The sequence below is a fragment of the Paraburkholderia phenoliruptrix genome, from assembly GCF_902859825.1.
GTDB classification, from domain to species: Bacteria; Pseudomonadota; Gammaproteobacteria; order Burkholderiales; family Burkholderiaceae; genus Paraburkholderia; species Paraburkholderia phenoliruptrix.
Window position 1 is genome coordinate 140,098 of the sequence record NZ_CADIKB010000009.1, and the last position, 24,490, is coordinate 164,587.

Below are 24,490 nucleotides of genomic sequence, written 5' to 3' on the forward strand. Positions count from 1 at the left end.
AAGACGCGCCGTGCGGCGCCGCTGACGACTCAGGCGGCGTTCGCGCACCGCTCGGACCTGCAAGCGGCGCCACGGAAACGAACATGACTATCTACACATCTTCTTCCATCCGGACTGTGACCGTCGGCTCTGGCTTCGCACCAGATCTGCTGACCCCGCGGCGGCTTTCGATTCGCAGAAAACCGCGCTGCTGCGGGCGCTCGCGGGCTCGCCGGCTTGCGCTTTCGCGCTGCCGGCATACCGCCGGTGGGGAATTTCGCCCCGCCCTGAAGACGCACTGATTGCCGGACGAGCCGGCGGGCCAAGCATACAACAGCCGCGCGCCAAGCGCAGCGCAACCCCTACTGGCCGGACGGGATTCGCGCGAGCAGACGTGTCCGGCACATTCGATCACACCGGCGCGGCTTCGTGCGCCGTGTCGTGGTGCGCGGGCACGTCCCAGCGCGGCGGCGTCTCCGCGTTCAGCGTCACACGGAACGCGCGGGCCTCCCTGTCGCCGGGATTGCGCAGACTATGCGGCTGGTCCGCGTCGAACACGATCGCGTCGCCCGTGGCGAGCAACTGGCGCTGGTCGTGCACGCTGACTTCGAGCGCGCCCTCGCTGACCACCAGATTGACCGTCGTGCCGGGCGCGCGGCGCACGCCGGCTTCCGTATGCAAGGGCGCGATGCGCAGCTCGTGGAATTCGGCGGCCGTCGGCTCATTCTCCGGATACAGCGGGCGAGCCGAGTAGCGTCCGTTCGAACTGACGATGCGCGACGAGCGCTCCGCCGGCAAGTGCTCGAAACCATTGGTCGCGTGGCGTCGCAAGAACGCGGCGACGGACACCTTGAGCGCCGCCGCCACCTTGCACAGCACCTTGATGGACGGCACGCTGCGCGCCGATTCGATCTGCGCGAGCATCGCGCGCGAGACGCCGGACGCGCGGGCGAGCGCGTCGAGCGACAACTGGCGCTCGGCGCGCAACCGCGCGAGATTCACGCCGACGAGGTGTTCGAGCGCGTCGAAGGGTTCGGCGGCACGCGGCGCGGCGGCATCGGCAGCGGGATCGCGGACCAGAGCTAGCGGGGAATGCATGATTGCCTCCAGGAGCGCCGCCGGGCGGCGGGCAAGCAGTGAGTGGAAGCAAGATAGCATCGCGCCCCGCCGCGCCCAACGAAGTTATCTTCACACTGTTATCAGCATTGCGGAGGACGCGCGTCTAGGCCCGCTCGCGGACCTCCACGCCGCGCTGCCCGGCATGCGCCGCTGCCGGCGCGTCCCGACGCGACGCGAACCAGGTCAGCAGCAAAGCGGCCACGCTCACCGCCGCGGCGACCCACGGCAAGGTATCGAGCGAATGGCCGTGATCGATCACGAGACCGCCGAGCCACGCGCCGCCCGCATTGCCGACATTGAACGCGCCGATGTTGAGCGTCGACGCGAGGTTCGGGGCCTTGGCGGCCTTCTCGACGACGCGCATCTGCAAAGGCGGCACCGTGGCGAACGCGGCAATGCCCCACACGAACACGGTGATTGCCGCGGCCACCTGCGAATGGCTGGTGCGTGCGAACAGCGCCATGACGACGGCGAGCGCCGCGAGAATGCCCATCAGCGAAGGCATCAGCGCGCGGTCCGCGAGCTTGCCGCCGACCGTGTTGCCGATGGTCAGCCCGACGCCGAACAAGACGAGAATCAGCGTGACCGCGCGCGGCGAGAAGCCGCTTACCTGCTCGAGAATCGGCGCGATATAGGTGAACACGACGAACACGCCGCCGAAGCCGAGCACGGTCATCGCGAGCGCGGTCCAGACCTGCGGGTCCTTCAGCACCCGCACTTCATGGCCAAGACCGGCGGGACCACTGTCGTGGCGGTTCGGCACGAGCGCCGTCACCCCGGCCAGCGAGAGCACGCCGAACGCGCTCACAATCCAGAACGCGACGCGCCAGCCGAACTCCTGGCCGACAAACGTGCCGAACGGCACGCCGAGCACATTGGCGAGCGTGAGGCCGGTGAACATGAGCGCAATCGCGCTCGCGCGCTTTTCGGCGGGCACGAGCGACGCCGCCACCACCGCACCGATGCCGAAAAAGGAGCCGTGCGCGAACGACGTCACCACGCGCGCGACCATCAGCACCGCATAGCTCGACGCCATTGCACACAGCGTATTGCCGACGATAAACACGCCCATCAGCAGCTGCAGCGCGAGCTTGCGCGGCATCCTGCTCGTCACGACTGCGAGCAGCGGCGCGCCCACGGCGACGCCGAGCGCGTAGCCGCTCACCAGCAATCCCGCCGACGGAATCGACACCGCGAGATCGCGCGCGACCTCGGGCAGCAATCCCATGATGACGAACTCGGTCGTTCCGATCGCGAACGCGCTGATAGCGAGCGCGAGTAAGGGAATCGGCATTGTTTTTCTCCAGGTTTTACGGTTGAGCGTGCTCGAGCGCCGTCACGAATTCGACGACGACGCAAGGCGCCAGCGCCACGAAGATCTGCATGGCGGCTTGCTGCGGACCCATCGGCGGGACTTGAGCGATCTGATAACCGACGCCCGATGCGTGCAGACGCGCGAGCAGCGCCTGCCATTCGCGAGCGCTTTCCAGACGAAAGGCGATATGGTCGATGCGCGGCGCGGCGCGAACCGACGGGTCCGGCGCGCTCGCCTGAACGAGATGCACGACCTGGCTGCCGTCGGCGTAAAGCCAGTAGCCGTCGACGGAAAACGGCGGACGCGCGCCCTCCGTCAGACCGGCGACCTCGACGAAGAAACGGCGTGCGGCGGCGAGATCGGCTGTCACAATGGTCGCGTGATCGAGCTGCATGATGTCCGGCGGCGGCAAGCGCGCAGGGGTTGTCGGAAAGGTGAATTGTGGGCGCGCGGCGCCGATTTGATAATTGGCGTAGCATTTGAAGCATTTTCAAATGCCATTTGAAACCAGTCATGGATAACCTCGGCGACATTCGCCTCTTCGTGGAGGCCGCGCAGCACGGCAGCCTGTCCGCGGCCGGCCGCAAGATGGGGCTCACGCCTGCCGCCGCGAGCGCGCGCCTCGCAAAGCTCGAGGCCGGCCTGAAGGCGCGGCTTTTCGAGCGCACCACGCGCCAGCTGCGGCTCACCGACGAAGGCCGCCTCTATCTGAACTGCTGCCGGCAGGCGCTGCAATCGCTCGACGACGCGAAAGCCGCGCTGCAGGCCGGGCAAGGCGTGGTGCGCGGCAAGGTGCGCGTGTCCGCGACCTCGGACTTCGGGCGCAATCTGCTGATGCACTGGCTTGACGAATTCAACGCGCTCTACCCCGACGTGACGTTCGCGCTGACGCTGTCGGACTCGCTGTCGAACCTCGTGCAGGAGGACATCGACCTCGCGATTCGCTTCGGCGTGCCGCAGGACAGCTCGCTCGTCGCGCGCAAGCTGGCGCGCAACCGCCGCGTGCTGTGCGCGTCGCCGGAATATATTGCGCGTAAAGGCGAGCCGAAAGATCCGCACGACCTTGCGAACTTCGACTGCATCGTGCTCAGCACCGGCTCCGGACCGGTCAACGAATGGCGCTTCACGCGCGGCGACGAAGTGCAGCATTACACGGTGCCGCTCGACAGCGCGCGCGAAACCAACGACGGCGCCGTCGCCCGCGAATGGGCGCTGCGCGGCTACGGCATCGCGATCAAGTCGATGTGGGACGTCGAAGCGGATCTGCGCGCGGACGGCCTGAAAATCCTGCTGCCCGAATGGCGCTATCCGGATGCGCCGCTGCACGCGCTTTACCACCGCAACCGCTTCATGGCGCCGCGCGTGCGGGTGCTGCTGGATTTTCTGAGCGAGCGCTTCGCGCAGGTGTCGGACGAACTGGAAAGCCTGCTGGGCTTGCCGCCGGCGGGACAGGACGGGGCGCCGCGCGCTGCACCGGACGGCATGTAAGGCGGCGGGCTGCGCGCGCTGCACCGCTGCGCCCCCACGCGGGACCGGGCCACGAGCCCCTATTCGCCGAAGGGCTATAATAGTGCGCTAAGCGGCAAACGGCGGCGGCCTCGGCGGCCTCGGCGGCCTAAGTGGCAGACAGCGGCGGCAGTTGCGCCAAGCAGCCATGCATGGCCCCCTCCGACCGCGCAGACCGGCCGGCAGTGCGCCATGAAAGCGCACCTGAAAACGCGGCTGACAGCGCGGCTGAAAGCGCAGCCGAAAACCGCAACCGAAAGCGACCCCAAGCGCCCTCCCACGGACGGTCCGCACGTTTTCGGCTCTCCTTGACCTTTTATACAGCGCCCCCAGGTTAACCACTGCGACCGGCGAAATTCGATGACCAAGAAAGTTTATGTAAAGACCTTTGGCTGCCAGATGAACGAGTACGACTCCGACAAGATGGTCGACGTACTCGGCGCGGCTGAAGGCCTCGTCAAGACCGACACGCCCGAAGATGCGGACGTGATTCTCTTCAACACCTGCTCGGTGCGCGAGAAAGCGCAGGAAAAAGTGTTCTCCGACCTCGGCCGCGTGCGCGAGCTGAAGGAAGCGAACCCCGATCTGATCATCGGCGTGGGCGGCTGCGTGGCAAGCCAGGAAGGCGCGTCGATCGTCGCACGCGCGCCGTACGTCGACCTCGTGTTCGGCCCGCAAACGCTGCACCGTCTGCCGCAAATGATCGACAAGCGCCGCGAAAGCGGCCGCGCCCAGGTCGACATCACGTTTCCGGAAATCGAAAAGTTCGACCATCTGCCGCCCGCGCGCGTGGAAGGCCCGAGCGCGTTCGTATCGATCATGGAAGGTTGCAGCAAGTACTGCAGCTATTGCGTCGTGCCCTACACGCGCGGCGAAGAAGTCTCACGTCCTCTTGACGACGTGCTGACGGAAATCGCCGGTCTCGCCGATCAGGGTGTGCGCGAAGTGACGCTGCTGGGCCAGAACGTCAATGCCTATCGCGGCGCGCTGACGCTCGGCTCGTCGGAAATTGCCGACTTCGCGACGCTGATCGAATACGTTGCCGACATTCCCGGTATCGAACGCATTCGCTACACCACGTCGCATCCGAAGGAATTCACGCAGCGTCTGATCGACACCTATGCCAAGGTGCCGAAGCTCGTCAGCCACCTGCATCTGCCGGTGCAGCACGGTTCCGACCGCATTCTGATGGCGATGAAGCGCGGCTACACCGTGCTCGAATACAAGTCGGTCATCCGCAAGCTGCGGGCGATCCGCCCCGAACTGTCGCTTTCCACTGACATGATTGTCGGATTTCCCGGCGAGACGGAAGAAGATTTCGACAAGATGATGGCGCTCGTGCACGAGATGAAATACGACACGAGCTTCTCGTTTATCTACAGCCCGCGCCCGGGCACGCCGGCTGCGAATCTGCACGACGACACCCCGCGCGAAGTGAAGCTGAAGCGCCTGCAGCACCTGCAGGCCACCATCGAAGAAAACGTGCAGCGCATCAGCGATTCCATGGTCGGCAAGGTCGAGCGCATTCTGGTCGAGCGCCCCGCGCGCAAGGACCCGAACGAGCTCGCGGGCCGCACGGAGAACAACCGCGTGGTGAATTTCCCGGCGCCGGTGGCGTCGCATGCCCGGCTGATCGGTCAGATGGTCGACGTGAAAATCGTCAAGGCGTACCCACATTCGTTGCGTGGCGAGCTCGTGCTGCTGCACGACCCTGCAGCGGACGAGGCGAGCGCCGCCACTCACTGACCGACCATTGACGCCGACGCGCGGCGCGCCGCCACCGTCACTGCGCCCGCGCCGCCTGCGTACTGAAACCGACAGGATCGACCCATCGCCTTGAAAACCACTCAGCCGCATCTGGAATTCACCGCTCCGCGCGACGACAACGCGCGGCTTGCCAACCTCTGCGGACCGCTTGACGAAAATCTGCGGCAAATCGAGCAGGCGCTCGACGTGACGCTGCAACGCCGCGGCCACCGCATCACGATCCGCGGGCGCGGCGCGAAGCTCGCGCTCACCGCGCTCGAAAACTTCTACAACAACGCGCGCGATCCGCTGTCGGTCGACGACATCCAGCTCGCGCTCGTCGAAGTGCGCCACCCGGCGCGGCATCGCGCGAACGGCAACGGCAATGGCGACGAAGCGGGCGACCCGCGCTTTCCGGGCAATCCCGACCATCCGTTCGACCAGCCGGCCGACAGCGGCGACGACGACCTCGAAGAACTCGGCCCGAAGCTGTACACGCGGCGCGCCGATCTGCGCGGCCGGACGCCGGCGCAGCGCGAGTATCTGAAGCAGATCGTCTCGCACGACGTCACTTTCGGCGTCGGCCCGGCCGGCACGGGCAAGACCTATCTCGCGGTCGCCTGCGCGGTGGACGCGCTGGAGCGCGACCAGGTGAAGCGCATCGTGCTGACGCGGCCGGCCGTCGAAGCCGGCGAGCGCTTAGGCTTCCTGCCGGGCGATCTCGCGCAGAAGGTCGACCCGTACCTGCGTCCGCTGTACGACGCGCTGTACGACCTGCTCGGCTTCGACAAGACGGCGAAGATGTTCGAGCGGCAGATGATCGAAATCGCGCCGCTCGCGTACATGCGCGGCCGCACGCTGAATCACGCGTTCATCATTCTGGACGAGGCGCAGAACACCACGCCCGAGCAGATGAAAATGTTCCTCACGCGCATCGGCTTCGGCTCGAAAGCCGTGGTGACCGGCGACACGACTCAGGTCGACCTGCCGCGCGGCCACAAGAGCGGTCTGATCGAAGCGCAGCAGGTGCTCTCGGACGTGCGCGGCATTGCGCTCACGCGCTTTACCAGCGCCGACGTGGTGCGGCATCCGCTCGTCGCGCGCATCGTCGAGGCCTACGACGCGCATTCGCAGAAAACCGCCAGTCCGGCGGACTCGCGTTGATGCGGCCGGCCACCCTTCGCGCAGGAGTACACGCCACGGCGCGCAATCTCGTCACCCACCTCGAACCAGCATGAGCCGCGCCCCGAAACTGACGCTGAATCTGCAATTCCCGGCCGCCAAGGCGTGGCCCGAACACAAGGCGCTGCTGCCGCGCGCCACGGTAGCCGGCTGGATCAAGGCCGCGCTTTTCGCCGACGGCGAACTGACCGTGCGTTTTGTCGACGCCGAAGAAGGGCGGACGCTGAACCGCACCTATCGCGGCAAGGATTATTCGACCAACGTGCTGACCTTCGCGTACGCGGAATCGGAAGACGATCCGGTGACGGGCGACCTGATTCTGTGCTGCCCAGTGGTGGAGAAAGAAGCCGCCGAGCAGGGCAAGCCGCTCGTCGCGCATTACGCGCATCTGCTCGTGCACGGCACGCTGCACGCGCAGGGCTACGACCACGAGGTCGAGGAAGAAGCCGAGGAAATGGAAGCGCTCGAAACCGAAATTCTCAGCAAGCTGGGCTTTCCCGACCCGTACCGCTAACCGCCGTCCGCACCGACCGTGAGCTCCTTTCCTTCCGATGACGCCGCCGCCCGGCCGCCCTGCCCGGACTATCCGCCCGCGCTCGGCGAGTCGCGGCTTCTGACGGACGAGGAACTGCGCGCATCGCTCGAATGCACGCTGCGCGACTGGGACCGCCGGCGCGACTTGTGGCTCTTCGGCTATGGCTCGCTGATCTGGAATCCGGGGCTGCCTACCGTCGAAGCCACGCGCTCGAAGGTGCACGGCTATCACCGCGGTCTGTATTTGTGGTCGCGCGTGAACCGCGGCACGCCCGAGCAGCCGGGCCTCGTGCTCGCGCTCGACCGCGGCGGCTCGTGCACGGGCATCGCGTTTCGTCTCGCGGCAGAAGGCGCCATGCTGCATCTGGAAGCGCTTTGGCGCCGCGAAATGGCGATGGGGTCGTACCGGCCCGCGTGGCTGCCGTGCGTGCTCGCCGACGGCCGGCGCGTCGACGCGCTGGCATTCGTGATGCGCCGCGACGTGCCGAGCTACACCGGCAAGCTCGACGACGACGTCGTAAGAACGGTGTTCGGCTGCGCGCGCGGTCGCTACGGCACCACGCTCGATTACGTTAGCCGCACGGTTCACGCGCTGCGCGAAAGCGGCATGCCCGACCGCGCGCTGGAAGCGCTGCTGGAACGCTGCCGCGAGGGGCACGGCCAACCGGGCCCCGCTCGGGAAGACTTGCGCGCCGCGCCCAGATCCGAGCCATAGAAGGTTTCGCGCGCGGCGAACCCGGTCGCCGGGTGCATGGGCAAAAGCGTGCCGGAAACGGTGCGGCGCGCGAACCCGCGCGACAACGAGCCTGGCGTATGCGCTGCGCCAGGTAACAACGTGCCGCCGCCCGAGCGCCGCCGCTTTTTTCTCCAAAGCGCGTGTCACGGTGGAATCAGTTAGGATTGACCCATGGCCCGCGCCTTGCGGCGCTCCGGTGTCAGCCGGTTTCATTCATCGCCCGGCCCGGCGGGACACGGTCCTGCCATGTGCCTGGTGTATCCTTAATGCTCTGCAACAGCGCGCCCAGTCTTGCCGGGCGCACTAACATGAACGACACGTATCCCAGTCGACGCCACACCGACAAACCTCACGAAAAGCGCTCGCTGCTCGAGCGTCTGACCGATTTCATCTCGCCCGAGCCCGACTCGCGCGCCGAACTTCTGGAAATTCTGCAGGACGCGCACGAGCGCAACCTGATCGACGCGGACTCGCTGTCGATGATCGAAGGCGTGTTCCAGGTCTCGGAACTCAGCGCACGCGACATCATGGTGCCGCGCGCGCAGATGGACGCGATCAACATCGCGGACAATCCCGCCGAATTCATCCCTTATGTGCTGGAAAAAGCGCATTCGCGCTATCCGGTCTACGAAGGCAACCGCGACAACGTGATCGGCGTGCTGCTCGCGAAAGACCTGCTGCGCTACTACGCCGAGGAAGAGTTCGACGTGCGCGGCATGCTGCGGCCCGCGGTGTTCATCCCTGAGTCGAAGCGGCTGAATGTGCTGCTGCACGACTTTCGCGTGAACCGCAACCACCTCGCGGTGGTCGTCGACGAATACGGCGGCGTGGCCGGTCTGATCACGATCGAGGACGTGCTGGAGCAGATCGTCGGCGATATCGAAGACGAGTACGATTTCGACGAGGAGAGCGGCAACATCATCGCCTCGCCGGACGGGCGCTTCCGCGTGCGCGCGCTGACCGAGATCGAGCAGTTCAACGAAACCTTCGGCACGCATTATTCAGACGAAGAAGTGGATACCATCGGCGGACTCGTCACGCATCATTTCGGGCGCGTGCCGCACCGGGGCGAGAAGGTTCGGCTCGACGATCTGATCTTCGAGATTCTGCGCGGCGACGCGCGCCAGATTCACATGCTGCTCGTGCGGCGCGATCCGCTGGCCGGTCAGCGCGAGCGCGAAGCGCAGCACGTGCAGACCTGAGCGTGCGGCTTTCGCTGTCGCCCCCGCTCTCGTCCGCTCCTCGCACGCTTCTGGCACGCTTCTGGCACGCTTTTCGCCTCCGCCCTCGCCGGAGTCTTTCAACCCGCCACTTCCCACGCCGACCGCGCAACAATGGCCGACCCGATCACTTCCTCCTCGCGCCGCGGCGGGAGCGCGTCCGCCGCGCACTCCGCGCGCGCGCGCACGCTTCCCCGCTGGCATTATCTCGTCGCGCTGGCGGCAGGCGCCGTCAATACGTTGTCGTTCGCGCCCACGCCGCACGGCGGCTGGCTCGAAGTCGCGCTCTTCGTGTTCCTGTTCGCGTGGCTCACGCGCAGCACCGGCTGGAAAAGCGCCGCACTGACGGGCGGCGCCTTCGGCTTCGGCAACTTCGTGACCGGCGTCTGGTGGCTCTACGTCAGCATGCATTTTTACGGCGGCATGCCCGCGCCGCTCGCCGGCACGGCGCTCGTGCTGTTTTCGCTGTATCTCGCGCTGTATCCCGCTCTGGCTGCGGGCGTCTGGTCGTTTTGCGCCGGACACGCGCGCAACGGCGCATCGAGCATGGACGCACCGTTCGCCCCCACATGGCACGGCGCATTGGCTTTTGCGAGCGCGTGGGCCATCGGCGAATGGTTGCGCGGCACGGTGTTCACGGGCTTTCCGTGGCTCGCAAGCGGCTATGCGCAAGTGGACGGGCCGTTCGGCGGATTCGCGCCGCTCGTCGGCGCGTATGGCGCCGGCTGGGTGCTCGCGTTGGCGGCCGCGCTGATCGCGCAGGCGCTCATGGCCGCGCTGCCGGCGCTGCGCCGCTCGCGCGGTCCGGGCGACGCCTCCTCGGACGCCGCTGCGGATCGCCCAAGCGTGCGCGGCCGCGCAGCGAGCTTTGCGCTGCCGGGCGGCATCGCGCTCGTATTGATCGCGGCGGGTCTGCTGCTGCCCCTCGCGAGCTGGACCGTGCCGGCGAACGCGCCGCTGAGCGTGCGTCTCTTGCAAGGCGACGTCAAGCAGGACATGAAGTTCGAGGAAGCAGGCGTGCGCGCCGCCATCGACCAGTATCAGCAGATGATCACGTCGAAGCCCGCCGACCTGATCGTCACGCCCGAAACCGCCATTCCGGTTCTCGCCCAACAGTTGCCGGTGCCGTTTGCGTCGGCGGTGCGCAGCTTCGCGGACTCCACGGGCAGCGCCGTGCTGTTCGGCGCGATCGGCGGCTCGGTCACGCCCGAAGGGCGCGTGGTCGACTACACGAACAGCCTCTTCGGCGTCACCCCGGGCACACGCGACATCTACCGGTACGACAAGCACCACCTCGTGCCGTTTGGCGAGTTCGTGCCGTGGGGCTTCCGCTGGTTCGTCAATCTGATGAATATTCCGCTCGGCGATTTCGCGCGCGGCGGCCCCGTGCAAAAGCCGTTCGTCGTGCACAACCAGCCGGTCGCGGTCGATATCTGCTACGAAGACATTTTCGGCGAGGAGATTGCGCGAACCATCCGCGAGAGCGAGACGCCGGCCGGCGTGCTGGTCAACTCGACCAACCTCGCGTGGTTCGGCGACACGATCGCGCTCGACCAGCATCTGCAGATTGCGCGCATGCGCTCGCTCGAAACCGGCCGCCCGATGCTGCGCGCGACCAACACCGGCATGACGGCGGCAATCGACGCAAACGGCAAGGTGCTCGGCAAGCTCACGCCCTACACCATCGGCTCACTCGACGTCACGGTGCAAGGCACGACCGGCCGCACGCCGTATGTGACGAGCGGCAATAATACGGTGCTCGCCGTGTCGCTCCTGCTGCTCGCATTCGGCTTTGCATTCGGTCCGGGCATGGCGCGACGCAAAAACGGTCAGGCCGGAAACGGCGCGCAATAAACAATTGAGACGGCAATAGAAAACGCGCGCTGCGGCATGACCGGCAGCGCGCGTTTTTTATTCGCCCGACAAAGTTATTGATTCGACGCGATGCGCTGCTGAATATGCTGCGCCCGTGCCGGCGACGCCGGATGCGAACTCAACATACTCGATTTGCCGCCATCCATTTGCGCGAGTTTATTGAAAGCCGTGACGAGACCCGACGGGTCGAGATTCTTCTTTTTCTGCAAATCGAACGAATAATCGTCCGCGGCGGTTTCCTGAGTTTGGGAGAACTGCGCGTTAATCAGCTTCTCCGAGAATTCGCCCAATTGCGAACCGGACAGCGCGCCCGCAATGCCACCCGCCGACGACGCCACCGAGCGCACCGCCGACGTCGCATACGCCACCTGCATCGCCTTCCTGGTATGGCCGAGCGCCACGTGGCCCATTTCATGGCCGACCACGCCGCGCACTTCGTTGTCGTTCATCATGTCCATCAGGCCGCTGTAGACGCGCACGCAGCCGTTCGCCATGGCCCACGCATTGACGTCCTTCGTCACATACACTTTGTAATTCACCGGCGTGCCGTTGATGTTGTCGCCCAGTTGCGCGGCGATCTTGGCGAGGCGCTTCTGATACTTGCTGTTGGCGGGCGCGATGGTGTTTTCGCTGTCGAGCTGCGCGCAGGACTTGTCGGTGAGCGCGCGCACGTCGGCGTCCGACAGCGTGGCCGCCTGCGTGGCGAGCTGGCCGGACTGGATCAGCGCGGACGGATCGAGGCTGTTGACATTGGAGCACGCGGCAAACAGCGCGCACACGGAAGCGGCAATAACGAGGCGATACGGTTTCATCGTGAAAGTCTCTTTGTGGTGTTATTCGTTTGACGGCGCGATCAACTCGCCGTCCGTTTGCAATGGCCGCATTCAGCACAAAATCTCGCCGGATAAGTGAACTGCATCACCATTGCCCCACATGGCAGACGAAAAAAAGCGCCTGGCGGGAGGCGCTTTTTTACCACATCTGAAAGCGTTAATTCATGACTTTGAAAGTACGATTAACGCAATTTTGCAAACTCGCTGTAAATGTCAGCAGATTCGCTTTTAGCCGTTCAGCCTGCCGGCACCGTATCGATAAATGACTGGCGCAGCGAAAGCTTCTGAAAATGCTTGTCGAGGTTCGGATACGAATCGCGCCAGTTCAGGTCGGGCATGCGGAAGTCGAGGTAACCGAGCGCGCAGCCCACGGCGATATCGGCGAGCGAGTAGTGATTGCCCGCGCACCACGCCTTGCCGCCGAGCCCCTGCGACATGGCGACGAGCGCCTCGTCGATCTTGCGCTGCTGGCGCGCCACCCACGCGTCGACGCGCTGCTCCGGCGTGCGCTGCGTGCTCTCCAGACGAATCAGCACGGCGGCGTCGAGCAGACCGTCGGCGAGCGCTTCCCAGCACCGCACCTCGATGCGCTCGCGCCCCGATTGCGGGATCAGCTTGCCGACCGGCGACAGCGTATCCACGTACTCGCAGATCACGCGTGAGTCGAACACCGCTTCGCCGTCTTCCATCACGAGACACGGCACCTTGCCGAGCGGATTGAACGTGTGAATGCGCGTATCGGGCGCCCAGACGTTCTCGGGCACCAGCTCGTAGTCGATCTTCTTGTCGGCCAGCACGATGCGCGCCTTGCGCACGAACGGGCTGGCGAGCGAACCGATGAGTTTCATCATTGCCATCTGCCTTTTTCTGAATCCGGCGCAAGTATAAGTGCTTGGCGGCGTGCGCGAGCGCCCCGCGCGCGCCTGGCGAGCCGCCCGCGCGATCGCTGTGGATGGATTGCAACATTGCCCTGCCGCGCGCGCCGCGTCTAGCCAGCCGAATGGCCAAGGGACGCGGCGGCGGTTAAATAAACCGGTGCGAGCGTCGCGCTCCGACCGGCACGTGCGGTCAGCGGCGGCCTTAAGCGCGCGCGACCGCGCAAAATCCGTCTGCGCATTGGGCGCTACAATCGCACGATGAACCAGCCGACCGAACCCATCATCGCCATCGACGTCTACCGCGCGCGCCGCGAGCGCGTACTCGCCGCGCTGCGCGCAGCGGGCGGCGGCGTCGCTATCGTCCCGACCGCGCCCGAAGCGCTGCGCAACCGCGACGCCGATTATCCGTACCGGCACGACAGCTACTTCTATTACCTGACGGGCTTCACGGAGCCCGAGGCGCTGCTCGTGCTCGACGCCAGCGCCGCGGCTGGCGAGCCCGCGTCGATCCTGTTCTGCCGCGAGAAAAACGTCGAACGCGAGATCTGGGAAGGCTTTCGTTTCGGGCCCGACGGCGCGCGCGTCGCGTTCGGCTTCGACGCCGCGTTCGCATTCGGCGAAGTCGACGCGAAACTGCCTCACATTCTCGCCGACAAGCCGTCGCTGCACTACGCGCTGGGCACGTCGGAAAAGCTCGACGGCCAGGTACGCGGCTGGCTCGAGGCCGTGCGCATGCAGGGCCGCAGCGGCGTGGCTGCGCCCACGGCCGCGCGCGATCTGCTGCCCTTGCTCGACGAAATGCGGCTCGTCAAGGACGACCACGAACTCGCCATCATGCGCCGCGCCGGCCAGATTTCCGCGCAGGCGCACCGCCGGGCAATGGCGGCCTGCCGCCCGGGCGTGCGCGAGTACGAGCTCGAAGCGGAATTGCTTTACACGTTCCGCAAGTTTGGCGCGCAGGCGCCCGCTTACACGTCGATCGTCGCGGCGGGCGCAAACGCGTGCGTGCTGCACTACCCGGCCGGCAATGCGATCGCGCAGGAAGGCGACCTGATCCTGATCGACGCGGCGTGCGAGCTGGACGGCTACGCGTCGGACATCACGCGCACGTTTCCCGCGAGCGGCCGCTTCACGGCGCCGCAGCGCGAACTCTACGAGATCGTGCTGGCCGCGCAGCAAGCCGCGATTGCCGCGACGCGCGCCGGCGTCACTTTCGACGAGCCGCATCAGGCCGCCGTGCGCGTGCTGTCGCAAGGCCTGCTCGACACGGGCATCGTCGACCGCGCGAAGTTCGCGTCCGTTGACGACGTGATCGCCGAGCGCGCCTACGCGCCCTTCTATATGCATCGCACCGGCCACTGGCTCGGCATGGACGTGCACGACGTCGGCGACTACCGCGAACGCGGCGCGCCGCGTGACGAAGCGGGCGTGCTGCCGTGGCGCACGCTGCAGGCTTCCATGACACTGACCATCGAGCCGGGTCTCTACGTGCGGCCGGCTGAAGGCGTGCCCGAACGCTACTGGAACATCGGCATCCGCATCGAGGACGACGCAATCGTCACGCCGGACGGCTGCGAGCTGATCACGCGCGACGTGCCGGTCGCCGCCGAGGAAATCGAGGCGCTGATGCAGGAAGCCCGCGCGGCCCACGAAACAAGGAAGTAGCCCGCAATGAACGATGTTTCCCCGTCGACGGTCATTCTGAAGCCCGGCGCGCCGCAGCAGGCATTCGACTTCGACGTGACGATCGTCGGCGCCGGGCCGGTCGGGCTCGCGCTGGCCGGCTGGCTCGCGCGCCGCAGCGTCACGCGCGAGCTGAAGATCGCGTTGATCGACGCGCGCGAGCCGGAAGATTCGATTGCCGATCCGCGCGCGATTGCGGTCTCGCACGGCAGCCGCATGATCCTCGAACCGCTGCGCTGGCCCGCCGATGCCACCGCGATCCAGCGCATCCACGTCTCGCAGCGCGGACATTTCGGCCGCACGCTGATCGACCATGGCGAGCACGGATTACCGGCGCTCGGCTACGTGCTGCGCTACGGCTCCATCGTGCATGGCCTCGCCGAAGCCGTGCACGCCACGCCGGTCCACTGGTTCCGCTCGACGTCCGCCGCGGCGCCCGTAGAGGAAGAAGACGGCGTCACGCTGCCGATCGAAACCGCGGGCGTGACGCGCCGGCTGCGCACGCGCATTCTGGTGAGCGCCGAAGGCGGCCTGTTCGGCGATCAGAAGGCGGCAAAGCACCGCGAGCGGCATGCAGAAAGGCACGGCGGCGAGCGTGTGCCTGGCGGCGAAAGCGCGCTGCACGCTGCGGAACCCGTCGCCCGCGTCGAACCGGCGGACGACGAGACAGCGCACGCGCACCTCGCCGCACGCGATGGGCACGACGGGCACGATGCGAACGATGGACGCAGCGAGGCACCCAGCGGGGCCGCCCACCATGCCAACCACGCCAACCACGCGCACCAGCAGAGCACCGCGCGCCGCGACAAGGCCAGCTCGCGCGACTACGGCCAGACCGCGCTGGTCGGTACCGTCAGTGTGTCGGCGCCGCAGCCGCACGTCGCGTGGGAACGCTTCACGCCGGAAGGCCCCATCGCCCTGCTGCCGATGGGCGGTGTGCGCGGCGCCGACTACGCGCTCGTCTGGTGCTGCGCGCCGGAAGAAGCCGCGCGCCGCGCTCAACTCTCCGACGACGCATTCCTGCGCGAACTCGGCGAGGCATTCGGCGGCCGCATGGGGCGCTTTACGCAGATCAAGGGGCGCGCGTCTTTCCCGCTCGGGCTCAACGCGGTGGACACGCTCGTGCGGGGCCGCATCGTCGCTATCGGCAATGCGGCGCAGACGCTGCATCCGGTCGCAGGACAGGGCCTGAACCTCGGCCTGCGCGACGCGCACGCGCTCGTCGACGCGTTGTGCGCGCAAGGCCCTACGCCGCTCGCGCTGGCCGCCTTCGCGCAACGCCGCGCCCTCGACCGGCGCATGACGATCGGCGCCACGGACACGCTCGCGCGCCTTTTCACCGTCGACTTCGCGCCGCTCGCGGTGCTGCGCGGCCTCGCGCTCACCGCGCTCGAATTCGCGCCGCCGGTGAAGACCGCGCTCGCGCGGCAGATGATGTTCGGGCAGCGCCGCTGAGCGTGCCCCGCGCCGCTGCGATGCTGCACGGCGTGGTCGGCGCAGCATTCCAAGCCGGACCGGCAGCCGTCGCGCGGGCGGACCGAACTCTATGGCGCGGGCCACTTTCATAGAAGATTTAATGAGTTACGACGCCCGCAACTGAAGTGCGGGCTATCTGTTAACGCTAAAATAGCGGTTTTCCCTCGCATTTCGCGAACGCTCCGATTGAGTGCATCGAGCAATCGACTAATCGACCAATCGACAATCGGGGCCGCGCGCGCGTCCACGTCATGCCCACCATCGGCTCGCACAATCTGCGCAATAACCTGTTCGTCGCGCCCATGGCCGGCGTCACCGACCGTCCGTTCCGGCAATTGTGCAAACGGCTGGGTGCAGGCTATGCCGTGTCGGAAATGGTCGCGTCGAATGCCCAGTTGTGGAAGAGCGAGAAGACCATGCGCCGCGCGAACCACACGGGCGAAGTCGAGCCGATCGCCGTGCAGATCGCCGGCGCCGATCCCGCCATGATGGCCGAAGCCGCCCGCTACAACGTGGCGAACGGCGCGCAGATCATCGACATCAACATGGGTTGCCCGGCCAAGAAGGTGTGCAACGTGGCCGCGGGCTCGGCGTTGCTGCAGAACGAGCCGCTCGTGCAGCGCATCGTCGAGGCGGTGGTGGGCGCGGTCGGCGTCGGTCCGGACGCCGTGCCGGTCACGTTGAAAATCCGCACCGGCTGGAATCGCGAGAACAAGAACGCGTTGAACGTCGCGCGGCTTGCCGAAGCCGCCGGCATTGCCATGCTGACGGTGCATGGCCGCACCCGCGCCGACCTGTATCACGGCGAGGCCGAATACGACACCATCGCCGCCGTGAAGGCCGTCGTGCGCATTCCGGTCGTCGCCAACGGCGACATTACGTCGCCGGAAAAAGCGCGCCACGTGCTCGCCGTGACCGGCGCGGACGCCGTCATGATCGGCCGCGCGGCGCAGGGTCGCCCGTGGCTCTTTCGCGAGATCGAGCATTTCCTGCAGACGGGCGAATTACTGCCGCCGCCGCGCATCGACGAAATCCAGCAGGTCATGAACGAGCACCTGGAAGATCACTACGCGTTCTACGGGGAATTTACGGGCGTTCGCACTGCGCGCAAGCACATCGGCTGGTACACTCGCGGCCTTTCTGGCGCCAACGTGTTCCGGCATCGCATGAATACGCTCGACACCACGCGCGAACAACTCCTCGCCGTCAACGAATTTTTCGACGCACAGAAGGCGCTCTCCGACCGCCTCGTCTACGTCGACGAAAACGTCGACGAGACGCCCGGGCACAAGGGCGAGGACCACACCGACAAACTAGCAGCATGAGCAAGAACAATATCGAACAATCTGTCCGCGACAGCCTGGGCATGTATTTCCAGGACCTCGACGGCTCCAATCCGCACGACGTCTATGACATGGTGATTTCGTGCGTGGAAAAACCCCTGCTCGAAGTGGTGCTCGAGCAGGCCGGCGGCAATCAGTCGCTGGCCGCCGAGTATCTCGGCATCAACCGCAATACGCTGCGCAAGAAACTGCAACAGCACGGCTTGTTGTAGCCTTCACGCGCCCTGCCACGTTTCCCTTCGGCTTTTCGTCTTCATCATGATCAAGCAAGCGCTCATCTCCGTTTCCGACAAGTCCGGCATTGTCGACTTCGCCAAGTCGCTGTCGGACCTCGGCGTCAAGATCCTGTCGACCGGCGGCACCGCGAAACTGCTCGCGGACGCAGGCCTCTCCGTCACCGAGGTCGCCGACTACACGGGCTTCCCGGAAATGCTGGACGGGCGCGTGAAAACGCTGCATCCGAAGGTGCACGGCGGCATCCTCGCGCGCCGCGACCTGCCGGAACACATGGCTGCGCTCGAAAAGCACGACATTCCGACCATCGACCTGCTCGTCGTGAACCTCTACCCGTTCGTGCAGACGGTGTCGAAAGAAGAGTGCTCGCTGGAAGACGCGATCGAGAACATCGACATTGGCGGGCCGACCATGCTGCGCTCGGCCGCGAAAAATCATCGCGACGTGACAGTGGTGGTCGACCCGGCCGACTACGCGGTCGTGCTCGAGGAAATGCGCGCGAACAGCAACGCGGTCTCGTATAAAACGAACTTCCGCCTTGCAACCAAGGTTTTCGCGCATACCGCGCAGTACGACGGCGCGATCACGAACTACCTGACGAGCCTGACCGACGAGCTGCAACACGCGTCGCGCAACGTTTATCCGGCCACCTTCAACCTCGCGTTCAACAAGGTGCAGGATCTGCGCTACGGCGAAAACCCGCATCAGAGCGCCGCGTTCTACCGCGATCTGTCGGTCCCGGCCGGCGCGCTGGCGAACTACAACCAGTTGCAGGGTAAGGAACTGTCGTACAACAACATCGCCGATTCCGACGCTGCGTGGGAATGCGTGAAGACCTTCGACGTGCCGGCCTGCGTGATCGTCAAGCACGCTAATCCGTGCGGCGTGGCGGTGGGCGCGGACGCGAACGAAGCCTATTCGAAGGCATTCCAGACCGATCCGACCTCGGCGTTCGGCGGCATCATCGCCTTCAACCGCGAAGTGGACGAAGCCGCGGCGCAAGCGGTGGCCAAGCAGTTCGTCGAAGTGCTGATCGCCCCGTCGTTCAGCGAGGCGGCGCGCCAGGTGTTCGCGGCGAAGCAGAACGTGCGTCTTCTGGAAATCGCGTTGGGCGAAGGCCATAACGCATTCGACCTGAAGCGCGTGGGCGGCGGCCTGCTGGTCCAATCGCTCGATTCGAAGAACGTCCAGCCGCGCGAATTGCGCGTGGTCACAAAGCGTCATCCCACGCCGAAGGAAATGGACGACCTGCTCTTCGCCTGGCGCGTGGCGAAGTACGTGAAGTCGAACGCGATCGTGTTCTGCGGCAACGGCATGACGCTCGGCGTCGGCGCGGGCCAGATGAGCCGCGTGGACTCGGCGCGCATCGCGAGCATCAAGGCGCAGAACGCCGGCTTGACGCTGGCCGGCTCGGCGGTGGCGTCGGACGCGTTCTTCCCGTTCCGCGACGGCCTCGACGTGGTCGTGGCCGCGGGCGCGACCTGCGTCATCCAGCCCGGCGGCTCGATGCGCGACGACGAAGTGGTAAGCGCCGCCGACGAGCACAATATCGCGATGGTGCTGACCGGCGTGCGTCACTTCCGGCATTGAGTTCGGCTCGCGCGGCGGAGAGATGTTGTCGCCGCCGCTGTAGGTGAGGATTTAGCGGCCTGGTGGAAATTTCTGCCGGGCCGTTTTTTTTGCTTTGGCCGGCGCCCGGTGCCCGGCACCTGACACTGTGTCGGTCGTCAGCCGGGCGGATCGTCGCGGTCGTAGCCGTGCCTCACTTCCGGATGCTGGCTGATATAAGTGCTCAGGCCCTCGCCCAGCTTGGCGAGCCGCTTCAACTCGGCGAGATGTCGCGCGCCCACGCCCTTTTTCGAGTACCGGTACGTTTCGCCGCCATCGAACTGCGCGCGAACAAAATCCTCGCCGATTTCATACGCGACGACGCCGGATATCCCACTCCTGTTTCCATAGCGCTGCATAGCTGATCGCCTCCTTCCGACGGACGCAGCAGCTTTTATTCCTCTCGCGCGACCCTTTGCGGGCCGCCGCGCCGCGTGTCTGTTGTAGTATCGCAGGCACCTGGCCTTAACCGCATGTGCGGCACTTCATGAGAATTCTTGGCATCGACCCCGGCTTGCGCGTCACCGGCTTCGGCGTGATCGATCAAAGCGGACACGCGCTCAGCTACGTGGCGAGCGGCGTGATCAAGACCGCCGACGCCGACCTGCCGTCGCGCCTCGGCACCATTTTCGACGGTATTTCCACGCTGATCCGCCAGCATGCGCCGGACCAATCGGCGATCGAAAAGGTGTTCGTCAACGTCAATCCGCAGTCCACCTTGCTGCTCGGCCAGGCGCGCGGCGCGGCGATCTGCGGCCTGGTCGCGGGCGGCGTGCCGGTCGCCGAATACACTGCGCTGCAGTTGAAGCAGGCGGTGGTCGGCTATGGCCGCGCGACCAAGGAGCAGATGCAGCAGATGGTGGTCCGCCTGCTCAGCCTGTCCGGCGTGCCGAGCACCGATGCCGCCGACGCGCTCGGCATGGCGATCTGTCACGCGCATGGCGGCACGACGCTCAGCACGCTCGGCGGCATCGCGCCCTCGCTCGCCAAAAAGGGCTTGCGAGTGCGGCGCGGGCGTCTCGTCGGCTAGGCGCCGCACAGCCAACAGGCTTTTTTCGCGCGCCGCCGCCGCCCGCCGTCGGCGGCGCATCGTCGCTGCGCTACACTCGCCCTTTCTCACACGTCTGAACTCGCCATGATCGGTCGCATTGCCGGCGTTCTGCTGGAAAAAAACCCGCCGCATCTGCTCGTCGACTGCAACGGCGTCGGTTACGAAGTCGATGTGCCGATGAGCACTTTCTACAACCTGCCTTCCACCGGCGAGCGGGTCGTGCTGCTCACGCAGATGATCGTGCGCGAAGACGCGCATCTGCTGTACGGCTTCGGCACCGCCGAGGAACGCTCCACCTTCCGCGAGCTGCTCAAAATTTCCGGCATCGGCGCGCGCATGGCGCTCGCCGTGCTGTCGGGCATGAGCGTCCACGAACTTTCGCAGACGGTCACGCTGCAGGACGCCGCACGCCTCACGCGGGTGCCGGGCATTGGCAAGAAAACCGCCGAGCGGCTGCTGCTCGAACTCAAGGGCAAGCTCGGCGCGGACCTGGGCGCCATGGCCGGCGCGGTGTCGGCATCCGACCACGCTTCCGACATTCTCAACGCGCTGCTCGCGCTCGGCTATTCGGAGAAGGAAGCGTTGGCGGCGATCAAGAACGTGCCGGCCGGCACGGGCGTGTCCGAGGGCATCAAGCTCGCGCTGAAGGCCTTGTCCAAGGCCTGAGGCTTGCAGCCGAAGGCTGATGCCGGGCGCCGGCGGCACGCGCGATAAAACAAGCTTCGCACAGCCCGGCGAGCGGCGCACCCTGGCCGTTCGGCCGGGTTTCGCAACGCGCCTCGCGCGGTACAATGACCGGATGATCGAAACCGACAAACTCGCCGCCGAGCGCATCATCGCGGCCACGCCCGTCTCGCCGAACGAGGAAGCGTTCGAACGCGCGTTGCGCCCGCGCCAGCTGGAAGAATATGTCGGGCAGGAAAAGGTGCGCGGCCAGCTCGAAATTTTTATCGAGGCCGCCAAGCGCCGCTCGGAATCGCTCGACCACGTGTTGCTGTTCGGGCCGCCGGGTCTCGGCAAAACCACGCTTGCGCACATCATCGCGCGCGAAATGGGTGTGAATCTGCGGCAAACGTCCGGGCCGGTGCTTGAGCGCGCGGGCGACCTCGCCGCGCTCCTCACCAATCTCGAAGCAAACGACGTGTTGTTCATCGACGAGATTCACCGGCTTTCGCCAGTCGTCGAGGAAATTCTGTACCCCGCGCTCGAGGATTATCAGATCGACATCATGATCGGCGAAGGCCCCGCCGCGCGCAGTGTGAAGCTGGACTTGCAGCCGTTCACGCTGGTCGGTGCGACCACGCGCGCCGGCATGCTGACCAATCCGCTGCGCGACCGCTTCGGCATTGTCGCGCGGCTCGAGTTTTACAACGCCGAGGAACTCGCGCGTATCGTCACGCGTTCGGCTTCGCTGCTGAACGCGCAGATTCATCCGGACGGCGCGTTCGAAATCGCCAGGCGCGCGCGCGGCACGCCGCGTATCGCCAACCGCCTGCTGCGGCGCGTGCGCGACTACGCGGAGGTCAAGGCTGACGGCAACATCACCGCGCAAGTAGCGGACGCGGCGCTCCGTATGCTCGACGTCGACGCGGTCGGCTTCGACCTGATGGACCGCAAGCTGCTGGAAGCGATCCTGCACAAGTTCGACGGCGGCCCGGTCGGCGTCGACAATCTGGCGGCCGCCATCGGCGAAGAGCGCGACACGATTGAAGACGTGCTCGAGCCGTATCTGATCCAGCAAGGCTTCCTGCAGCGCACGCCGCGCGGCCGCGTCGCCACGCTGCTCACTTACCGGCACTTCGGACTCGCGGCGCCCGACGCGTCGAGCGCGCTGCCCGGTCTGTGGGACTCGGCTGCAACCTAGCCGCGGCATAAGCACGAGCGGCACGGCGCAGGGAGGCGGAACAAGCATGTCCGACGAGACGAGACAACCCCGATCTCCCGGTATGCTCGCGCAGTTGCTGACCGGGCGCCTTCGCGCAAGACTCGCGGCGGGCGTCACGCATCTGACTACCGGCAGCGGCCCAACGCTCGACTATTCATCGCCGCCCGGCGACCCTGGCCTCTTCGGCCCGGACTCCGTGTGCTGGAAAGTGCACGCCGACTTCACCTCGATGATGACGGGCGGCATCAGCGCGTTGCTGTTGCAAGCCCTGCATCCGCTCGCGCTGGCGGGCGTCTGGGACCACTCCACCTTTCGCATTGACATTCTGGGCCGTCTGCGCCGCACGGCGACGTTTATTGCCGGCACGACGTACGGAAGCCGGAACGATGCGCTTGCGCTGATAGAACGCGTGAAGCGCATCCACCTCGCTGTGAGCGGTATTGCGCCCGACGGCCGGCCTTATCGCGCAAGCGAGCCTGCGCTGCTGACGTGGGTTCACGTCGCCGAAGTGTCGAGCTTCATGACCGCGCACCTTCGCTATGTGAACGCCGCACTTCCCGTTGCCGCGCAGGACCAGTATTTCGCGGAAACCGCGCGCATCGCGCAGATGCTCGGCGCGTCGGACGTTCCGCGCTCGCGCGCCGCGATCGACGCTTATCTGCTGGCCATGCGATCCGAACTGCTCGCAAGTGAACGCACGCGCGAGGTCGTCCGGATGCTGAAGCATGCGCCGGCCCCGAGCGCCGCGATGCGTCCCGCCGGCGTGTTGATGTTCAATGCGGGCGTCGACCTTCTGCCCGATTGGGCTCAGGCGATGCTGGGATTAGAGCGCCATGCGCTGATGCGCCGCGCGGTGGCGCGACCTGGCGTACGCGCCGTCGCGCCTGTTATCAGATGGGCGCTGGTGAACGGCGTGTCGAAGCGGGCGCGCCGCCGCGTTGCGGTTAAGCCTGAGGGCGGCTCACGTTGAGCTGAACTTGCGCTGCGCCGTGGGGCGCGTGCGTAGCGCTGGCGTCCGTCGCTGGCGTTGCGTGATTAGCGCCCCGGCTCCGGAACCTTCTTGAAACTGTCGTCGGCACTGGGCGCGTCGAGATGCGATACATCGCCCCACGACATGATCGTCGCGCGGCCGTCGGCGAAGTCCACCACGTTCACGCTCGTGTTCAGCAGCGGGTAGTCACGCGGGGCATCGAGCGCCAAACTGCACGCGAAGCGCCGCACGCAATCCAGCACGCCCCCGTGCGCAACGCAGGCGATCCGGCCGCCGGGATGCGCAGCGACGAGCAGCTCGACGGCATGCAGTACGCGATGGTAGAACGCGCGCTGCGACTCGCCCTCCGGCGGTGCGAAGCCGGGGTCGCGAGTTTGCCAATGGGCATATTGGTCGGGGAACCGCTCGGCGATTTCATCGCTGTCGTGGCCCTGAAACGCGCCATAGGAGCGCTCGCGCAAGCCTTCGCGCAGCTGCACCGGCAAGCCGAGCGCGTCGGCGATCGGCTGAGCGGTTTGCCGCGCGCGCTGCAGGTCGCTCGAATAGATCGCATCGAGCCGCGCGCCGTTCCGCACTTCAGCGGCGATGCGGCGCCCGAGGTGTTGCGCCTGGGCAAGACCCGCCGCGGCAAGCGGAATGTCGATATGCCCTTGAATACGCTTGATGCGGTTCCAGTCGGTCTCGCCGTGCCGGATAAACAGAATCTGCGTGGTCATGAGATCGTGGGTGGGCGCTCTTCGCCGGTTGTGCCGAGCCGCTACGGTCGCAAGAACCGCGCGGAACTCAGGCGTTGGTCTGCAGCCAGAATGTGACGGGCCCGTCGTTGACGAGCGAAACTTGCATGTCCGCGCCGAACTCCCCCGTCTCGACGATGGGATGCTTCGCGCGCGCCGCCGCAACAAAATAGTCAAAGAGGCGCTTGCCTTCGTCCGGTGGCGCGGCCGGCGTGAAGCTCGGACGCAGGCCGCTGTTGGTGTCCGCCGCCAGCGTGAATTGCGAAACCAGCAGCAAGCCGCCCGCGCGGCCCGCGCCGTCAAGATTCTGTACCGACAGGTTCATCTTGCCCGCCGCGTCGCTGAACACGCGGTAGCCGAGCACCTTCGCCAGCAGCCGGTCGGCCGCCGCCTCGGTGTCGCCACGCTCGGCGCAGACGAGCGCGAGCAGGCCGGCGTCGATCGCACCTGTCACGCGCTCGTTTTCACCGTCTGCGACGCGCACTTCGGCGCGCCGCACGCGCTGGATTAACGCGATCATCGGACTGCTTCCGGCTTCGACGTTCGGATCGTGATCATGGCC

At 66.2% G+C, this 24,490-nt stretch carries 24 protein-coding genes and 1 riboswitch; of the genes, 16 read left to right on the forward strand and 8 right to left on the reverse strand.

All coding sequences use genetic code 11. The features are described 5' to 3' along the window. Nucleotides 1-93: 93 nt before the first annotated feature. Nucleotides 94-278, reverse strand: a riboswitch (FMN riboswitch). 112 nt (nt 279-390) lie between these two features. From HV711_RS12705 to HV711_RS12715, 3 genes are all read right to left on the reverse strand, one after another. Next, entirely contained in the window at nt 391-1,077 is a 687-nt protein-coding gene (locus tag HV711_RS12705; RefSeq protein ID WP_035482820.1) for a helix-turn-helix domain-containing protein, read from the reverse strand. Nucleotides 1,078-1,201: 124 nt separating this feature from the next. Then, nucleotides 1,202-2,392, reverse strand: coding sequence for an MFS transporter (locus HV711_RS12710; RefSeq protein WP_035482818.1), 1,191 nt, complete (start codon nt 2,390-2,392; stop codon nt 1,202-1,204). A 16-nt stretch (nt 2,393-2,408) separates the two neighbouring features. Continuing rightward, nucleotides 2,409-2,807, reverse strand: coding sequence for a VOC family protein (locus HV711_RS12715; protein WP_035482842.1), 399 nt, complete (start codon nt 2,805-2,807; stop codon nt 2,409-2,411). Nucleotides 2,808-2,926: 119 nt separating this feature from the next. Here HV711_RS12715 and HV711_RS12720 point away from each other — a divergent pair, with 119 nt between their 5' ends. From HV711_RS12720 to lnt, 7 genes are all read left to right on the forward strand, one after another. Beyond that, nucleotides 2,927-3,901 carry a LysR family transcriptional regulator gene (locus HV711_RS12720; protein WP_028361504.1) on the forward strand — a complete coding sequence of 325 codons (975 nt, stop codon included), beginning with the start codon at nt 2,927-2,929 and terminating at the stop codon, nt 3,899-3,901. Nucleotides 3,902-4,279: 378 nt separating this feature from the next. Continuing rightward, complete coding sequence (miaB, locus tag HV711_RS12725) at nt 4,280-5,665, forward strand: tRNA (N6-isopentenyl adenosine(37)-C2)-methylthiotransferase MiaB (RefSeq protein WP_035482816.1); 1,386 nt, start codon at nt 4,280-4,282, stop codon at nt 5,663-5,665. A gap of 90 nt (nt 5,666-5,755) precedes the next feature. Continuing rightward, nucleotides 5,756-6,829 carry a PhoH family protein gene (locus HV711_RS12730; protein ID WP_013589566.1) on the forward strand — a complete coding sequence of 358 codons (1,074 nt, stop codon included), beginning with the start codon at nt 5,756-5,758 and terminating at the stop codon, nt 6,827-6,829. A gap of 70 nt (nt 6,830-6,899) precedes the next feature. Beyond that, nucleotides 6,900-7,361 (forward strand): rRNA maturation RNase YbeY, encoded by a 462-nt coding sequence (ybeY, locus tag HV711_RS12735; protein ID WP_035482814.1) that lies wholly within the window; start codon nt 6,900-6,902, stop codon nt 7,359-7,361. An 18-nt stretch (nt 7,362-7,379) separates the two neighbouring features. After that, nucleotides 7,380-8,096 (forward strand): gamma-glutamylcyclotransferase, encoded by a 717-nt coding sequence (locus HV711_RS12740; protein WP_035482812.1) that lies wholly within the window; start codon nt 7,380-7,382, stop codon nt 8,094-8,096. Nucleotides 8,097-8,425: 329 nt separating this feature from the next. Next, nucleotides 8,426-9,319: a CorC family transporter gene (locus HV711_RS12745; RefSeq protein WP_015003709.1), complete on the forward strand. Its 894-nt coding sequence runs from the start codon at nt 8,426-8,428 to the stop codon at nt 9,317-9,319. A 132-nt stretch (nt 9,320-9,451) separates the two neighbouring features. Then, nucleotides 9,452-11,191, forward strand: a complete 1,740-nt coding sequence (lnt, locus tag HV711_RS12750; protein WP_035482810.1) for an apolipoprotein N-acyltransferase — start codon at nt 9,452-9,454, stop codon at nt 11,189-11,191. A gap of 74 nt (nt 11,192-11,265) precedes the next feature. Here the strand turns inward: lnt and loiP are convergent, their stop codons facing one another. Then, nucleotides 11,266-12,024: a metalloprotease LoiP gene (gene loiP / locus HV711_RS12755; RefSeq protein ID WP_013589571.1), complete on the reverse strand. Its 759-nt coding sequence runs from the start codon at nt 12,022-12,024 to the stop codon at nt 11,266-11,268. Nucleotides 12,025-12,281: 257 nt separating this feature from the next. Further along, nucleotides 12,282-12,896 carry a glutathione S-transferase C-terminal domain-containing protein gene (locus HV711_RS12760; RefSeq protein WP_013589572.1) on the reverse strand — a complete coding sequence of 205 codons (615 nt, stop codon included), beginning with the start codon at nt 12,894-12,896 and terminating at the stop codon, nt 12,282-12,284. 285 nt (nt 12,897-13,181) lie between these two features. Between HV711_RS12760 and HV711_RS12765 the strand changes: the two genes are divergently transcribed. The 5 genes from HV711_RS12765 (at nt 13,182) to purH (ending at nt 19,249) form a co-directional block, all read left to right on the forward strand. Next, nucleotides 13,182-14,588, forward strand: a complete 1,407-nt coding sequence (locus tag HV711_RS12765; RefSeq protein WP_035482809.1) for an aminopeptidase P N-terminal domain-containing protein — start codon at nt 13,182-13,184, stop codon at nt 14,586-14,588. 6 nt (nt 14,589-14,594) lie between these two features. Next, nucleotides 14,595-16,061 (forward strand): UbiH/UbiF/VisC/COQ6 family ubiquinone biosynthesis hydroxylase, encoded by a 1,467-nt coding sequence (locus HV711_RS12770; protein ID WP_035482808.1) that lies wholly within the window; start codon nt 14,595-14,597, stop codon nt 16,059-16,061. Between the two features lie 272 nt (nt 16,062-16,333). After that, the gene (gene dusB / locus HV711_RS12775) at nt 16,334-17,407 is read left to right on the forward strand and encodes a tRNA dihydrouridine synthase DusB (RefSeq protein ID WP_035482806.1); all 1,074 of its coding nucleotides are present in this window, start codon (nt 16,334-16,336) and stop codon (nt 17,405-17,407) included. Then, entirely contained in the window at nt 17,404-17,637 is a 234-nt protein-coding gene (locus HV711_RS12780; protein ID WP_007180440.1) for a Fis family transcriptional regulator, read from the forward strand. Before dusB ends, HV711_RS12780 begins: the two co-directional genes overlap by 4 nt. Before the next feature lie 46 nt (nt 17,638-17,683). After that, nucleotides 17,684-19,249, forward strand: coding sequence for a bifunctional phosphoribosylaminoimidazolecarboxamide formyltransferase/IMP cyclohydrolase (gene purH, locus HV711_RS12785; RefSeq protein WP_015003716.1), 1,566 nt, complete (start codon nt 17,684-17,686; stop codon nt 19,247-19,249). A 137-nt stretch (nt 19,250-19,386) separates the two neighbouring features. Here purH and HV711_RS12790 read toward each other — a convergent pair whose 3' ends face one another. Then, nucleotides 19,387-19,626, reverse strand: coding sequence for a hypothetical protein (locus HV711_RS12790; protein ID WP_035482804.1), 240 nt, complete (start codon nt 19,624-19,626; stop codon nt 19,387-19,389). A 128-nt stretch (nt 19,627-19,754) separates the two neighbouring features. On the opposite strand from HV711_RS12790, the gene ruvC reads away from it, so the two are divergent. From ruvC to HV711_RS12810, 4 genes are all read left to right on the forward strand, one after another. Beyond that, nucleotides 19,755-20,297, forward strand: coding sequence for a crossover junction endodeoxyribonuclease RuvC (ruvC, locus tag HV711_RS12795; RefSeq protein WP_028361493.1), 543 nt, complete (start codon nt 19,755-19,757; stop codon nt 20,295-20,297). A 105-nt stretch (nt 20,298-20,402) separates the two neighbouring features. After that, nucleotides 20,403-20,984 (forward strand): Holliday junction branch migration protein RuvA, encoded by a 582-nt coding sequence (gene ruvA, locus HV711_RS12800; protein WP_015003719.1) that lies wholly within the window; start codon nt 20,403-20,405, stop codon nt 20,982-20,984. A 133-nt stretch (nt 20,985-21,117) separates the two neighbouring features. Then, nucleotides 21,118-22,182, forward strand: coding sequence for a Holliday junction branch migration DNA helicase RuvB (gene ruvB / locus HV711_RS12805; RefSeq protein ID WP_028361492.1), 1,065 nt, complete (start codon nt 21,118-21,120; stop codon nt 22,180-22,182). A 46-nt stretch (nt 22,183-22,228) separates the two neighbouring features. Continuing rightward, complete coding sequence (locus tag HV711_RS12810; protein ID WP_028361491.1) at nt 22,229-23,173, forward strand: oxygenase MpaB family protein; 945 nt, start codon at nt 22,229-22,231, stop codon at nt 23,171-23,173. Nucleotides 23,174-23,238: 65 nt separating this feature from the next. On the opposite strand, the gene HV711_RS12815 is transcribed toward HV711_RS12810, so the two are convergent. Together HV711_RS12815 and dtd are read right to left on the reverse strand one after the other, a co-directional pair. Beyond that, nucleotides 23,239-23,910, reverse strand: a complete 672-nt coding sequence (locus HV711_RS12815) for a histidine phosphatase family protein (protein ID WP_035482803.1) — start codon at nt 23,908-23,910, stop codon at nt 23,239-23,241. A gap of 67 nt (nt 23,911-23,977) precedes the next feature. After that, nucleotides 23,978-24,448, reverse strand: a complete 471-nt coding sequence (gene dtd / locus HV711_RS12820) for a D-aminoacyl-tRNA deacylase (RefSeq protein WP_013589583.1) — start codon at nt 24,446-24,448, stop codon at nt 23,978-23,980. Nucleotides 24,449-24,490: the final 42 nt, after the last annotated feature.

Excerpts from the sequence above, each read along its gene's own strand:
- purH (WP_015003716.1), top strand. The coding sequence starts at position 17,684 with ATGATCAAGCAAGCGCTCATCTCCGTTTCCGACAAGTCCGGCATTGTC.
- HV711_RS12745 (WP_015003709.1), top strand. The coding sequence starts at position 8,426 with ATGAACGACACGTATCCCAGTCGACGCCACACCGACAAACCTCACGAA.
- HV711_RS12715 (WP_035482842.1), bottom strand. The coding sequence starts at position 2,807 with ATGCAGCTCGATCACGCGACCATTGTGACAGCCGATCTCGCCGCCGCA.
- HV711_RS12760 (WP_013589572.1), bottom strand. The coding sequence starts at position 12,896 with ATGATGAAACTCATCGGTTCGCTCGCCAGCCCGTTCGTGCGCAAGGCG.
- lnt (WP_035482810.1), top strand. The coding sequence starts at position 9,452 with ATGGCCGACCCGATCACTTCCTCCTCGCGCCGCGGCGGGAGCGCGTCC.
- ruvB (WP_028361492.1), top strand. The coding sequence starts at position 21,118 with ATGATCGAAACCGACAAACTCGCCGCCGAGCGCATCATCGCGGCCACG.
- HV711_RS12705 (WP_035482820.1), bottom strand. The coding sequence starts at position 1,077 with ATGCATTCCCCGCTAGCTCTGGTCCGCGATCCCGCTGCCGATGCCGCC.
- HV711_RS12770 (WP_035482808.1), top strand. The coding sequence starts at position 14,595 with ATGAACGATGTTTCCCCGTCGACGGTCATTCTGAAGCCCGGCGCGCCG.
- loiP (WP_013589571.1), bottom strand. The coding sequence starts at position 12,024 with ATGAAACCGTATCGCCTCGTTATTGCCGCTTCCGTGTGCGCGCTGTTT.
- HV711_RS12710 (WP_035482818.1), bottom strand. The coding sequence starts at position 2,392 with ATGCCGATTCCCTTACTCGCGCTCGCTATCAGCGCGTTCGCGATCGGA.
- HV711_RS12720 (WP_028361504.1), top strand. The coding sequence starts at position 2,927 with ATGGATAACCTCGGCGACATTCGCCTCTTCGTGGAGGCCGCGCAGCAC.
- HV711_RS12810 (WP_028361491.1), top strand. The coding sequence starts at position 22,229 with ATGTCCGACGAGACGAGACAACCCCGATCTCCCGGTATGCTCGCGCAG.
- miaB (WP_035482816.1), top strand. The coding sequence starts at position 4,280 with ATGACCAAGAAAGTTTATGTAAAGACCTTTGGCTGCCAGATGAACGAG.
- ybeY (WP_035482814.1), top strand. The coding sequence starts at position 6,900 with ATGAGCCGCGCCCCGAAACTGACGCTGAATCTGCAATTCCCGGCCGCC.
- ruvC (WP_028361493.1), top strand. The coding sequence starts at position 19,755 with ATGAGAATTCTTGGCATCGACCCCGGCTTGCGCGTCACCGGCTTCGGC.
- HV711_RS12815 (WP_035482803.1), bottom strand. The coding sequence starts at position 23,910 with ATGACCACGCAGATTCTGTTTATCCGGCACGGCGAGACCGACTGGAAC.
- HV711_RS12780 (WP_007180440.1), top strand. The coding sequence starts at position 17,404 with ATGAGCAAGAACAATATCGAACAATCTGTCCGCGACAGCCTGGGCATG.
- dusB (WP_035482806.1), top strand. The coding sequence starts at position 16,334 with ATGCCCACCATCGGCTCGCACAATCTGCGCAATAACCTGTTCGTCGCG.
- dtd (WP_013589583.1), bottom strand. The coding sequence starts at position 24,448 with ATGATCGCGTTAATCCAGCGCGTGCGGCGCGCCGAAGTGCGCGTCGCA.
- ruvA (WP_015003719.1), top strand. The coding sequence starts at position 20,403 with ATGATCGGTCGCATTGCCGGCGTTCTGCTGGAAAAAAACCCGCCGCAT.
- HV711_RS12765 (WP_035482809.1), top strand. The coding sequence starts at position 13,182 with ATGAACCAGCCGACCGAACCCATCATCGCCATCGACGTCTACCGCGCG.
- HV711_RS12790 (WP_035482804.1), bottom strand. The coding sequence starts at position 19,626 with ATGCAGCGCTATGGAAACAGGAGTGGGATATCCGGCGTCGTCGCGTAT.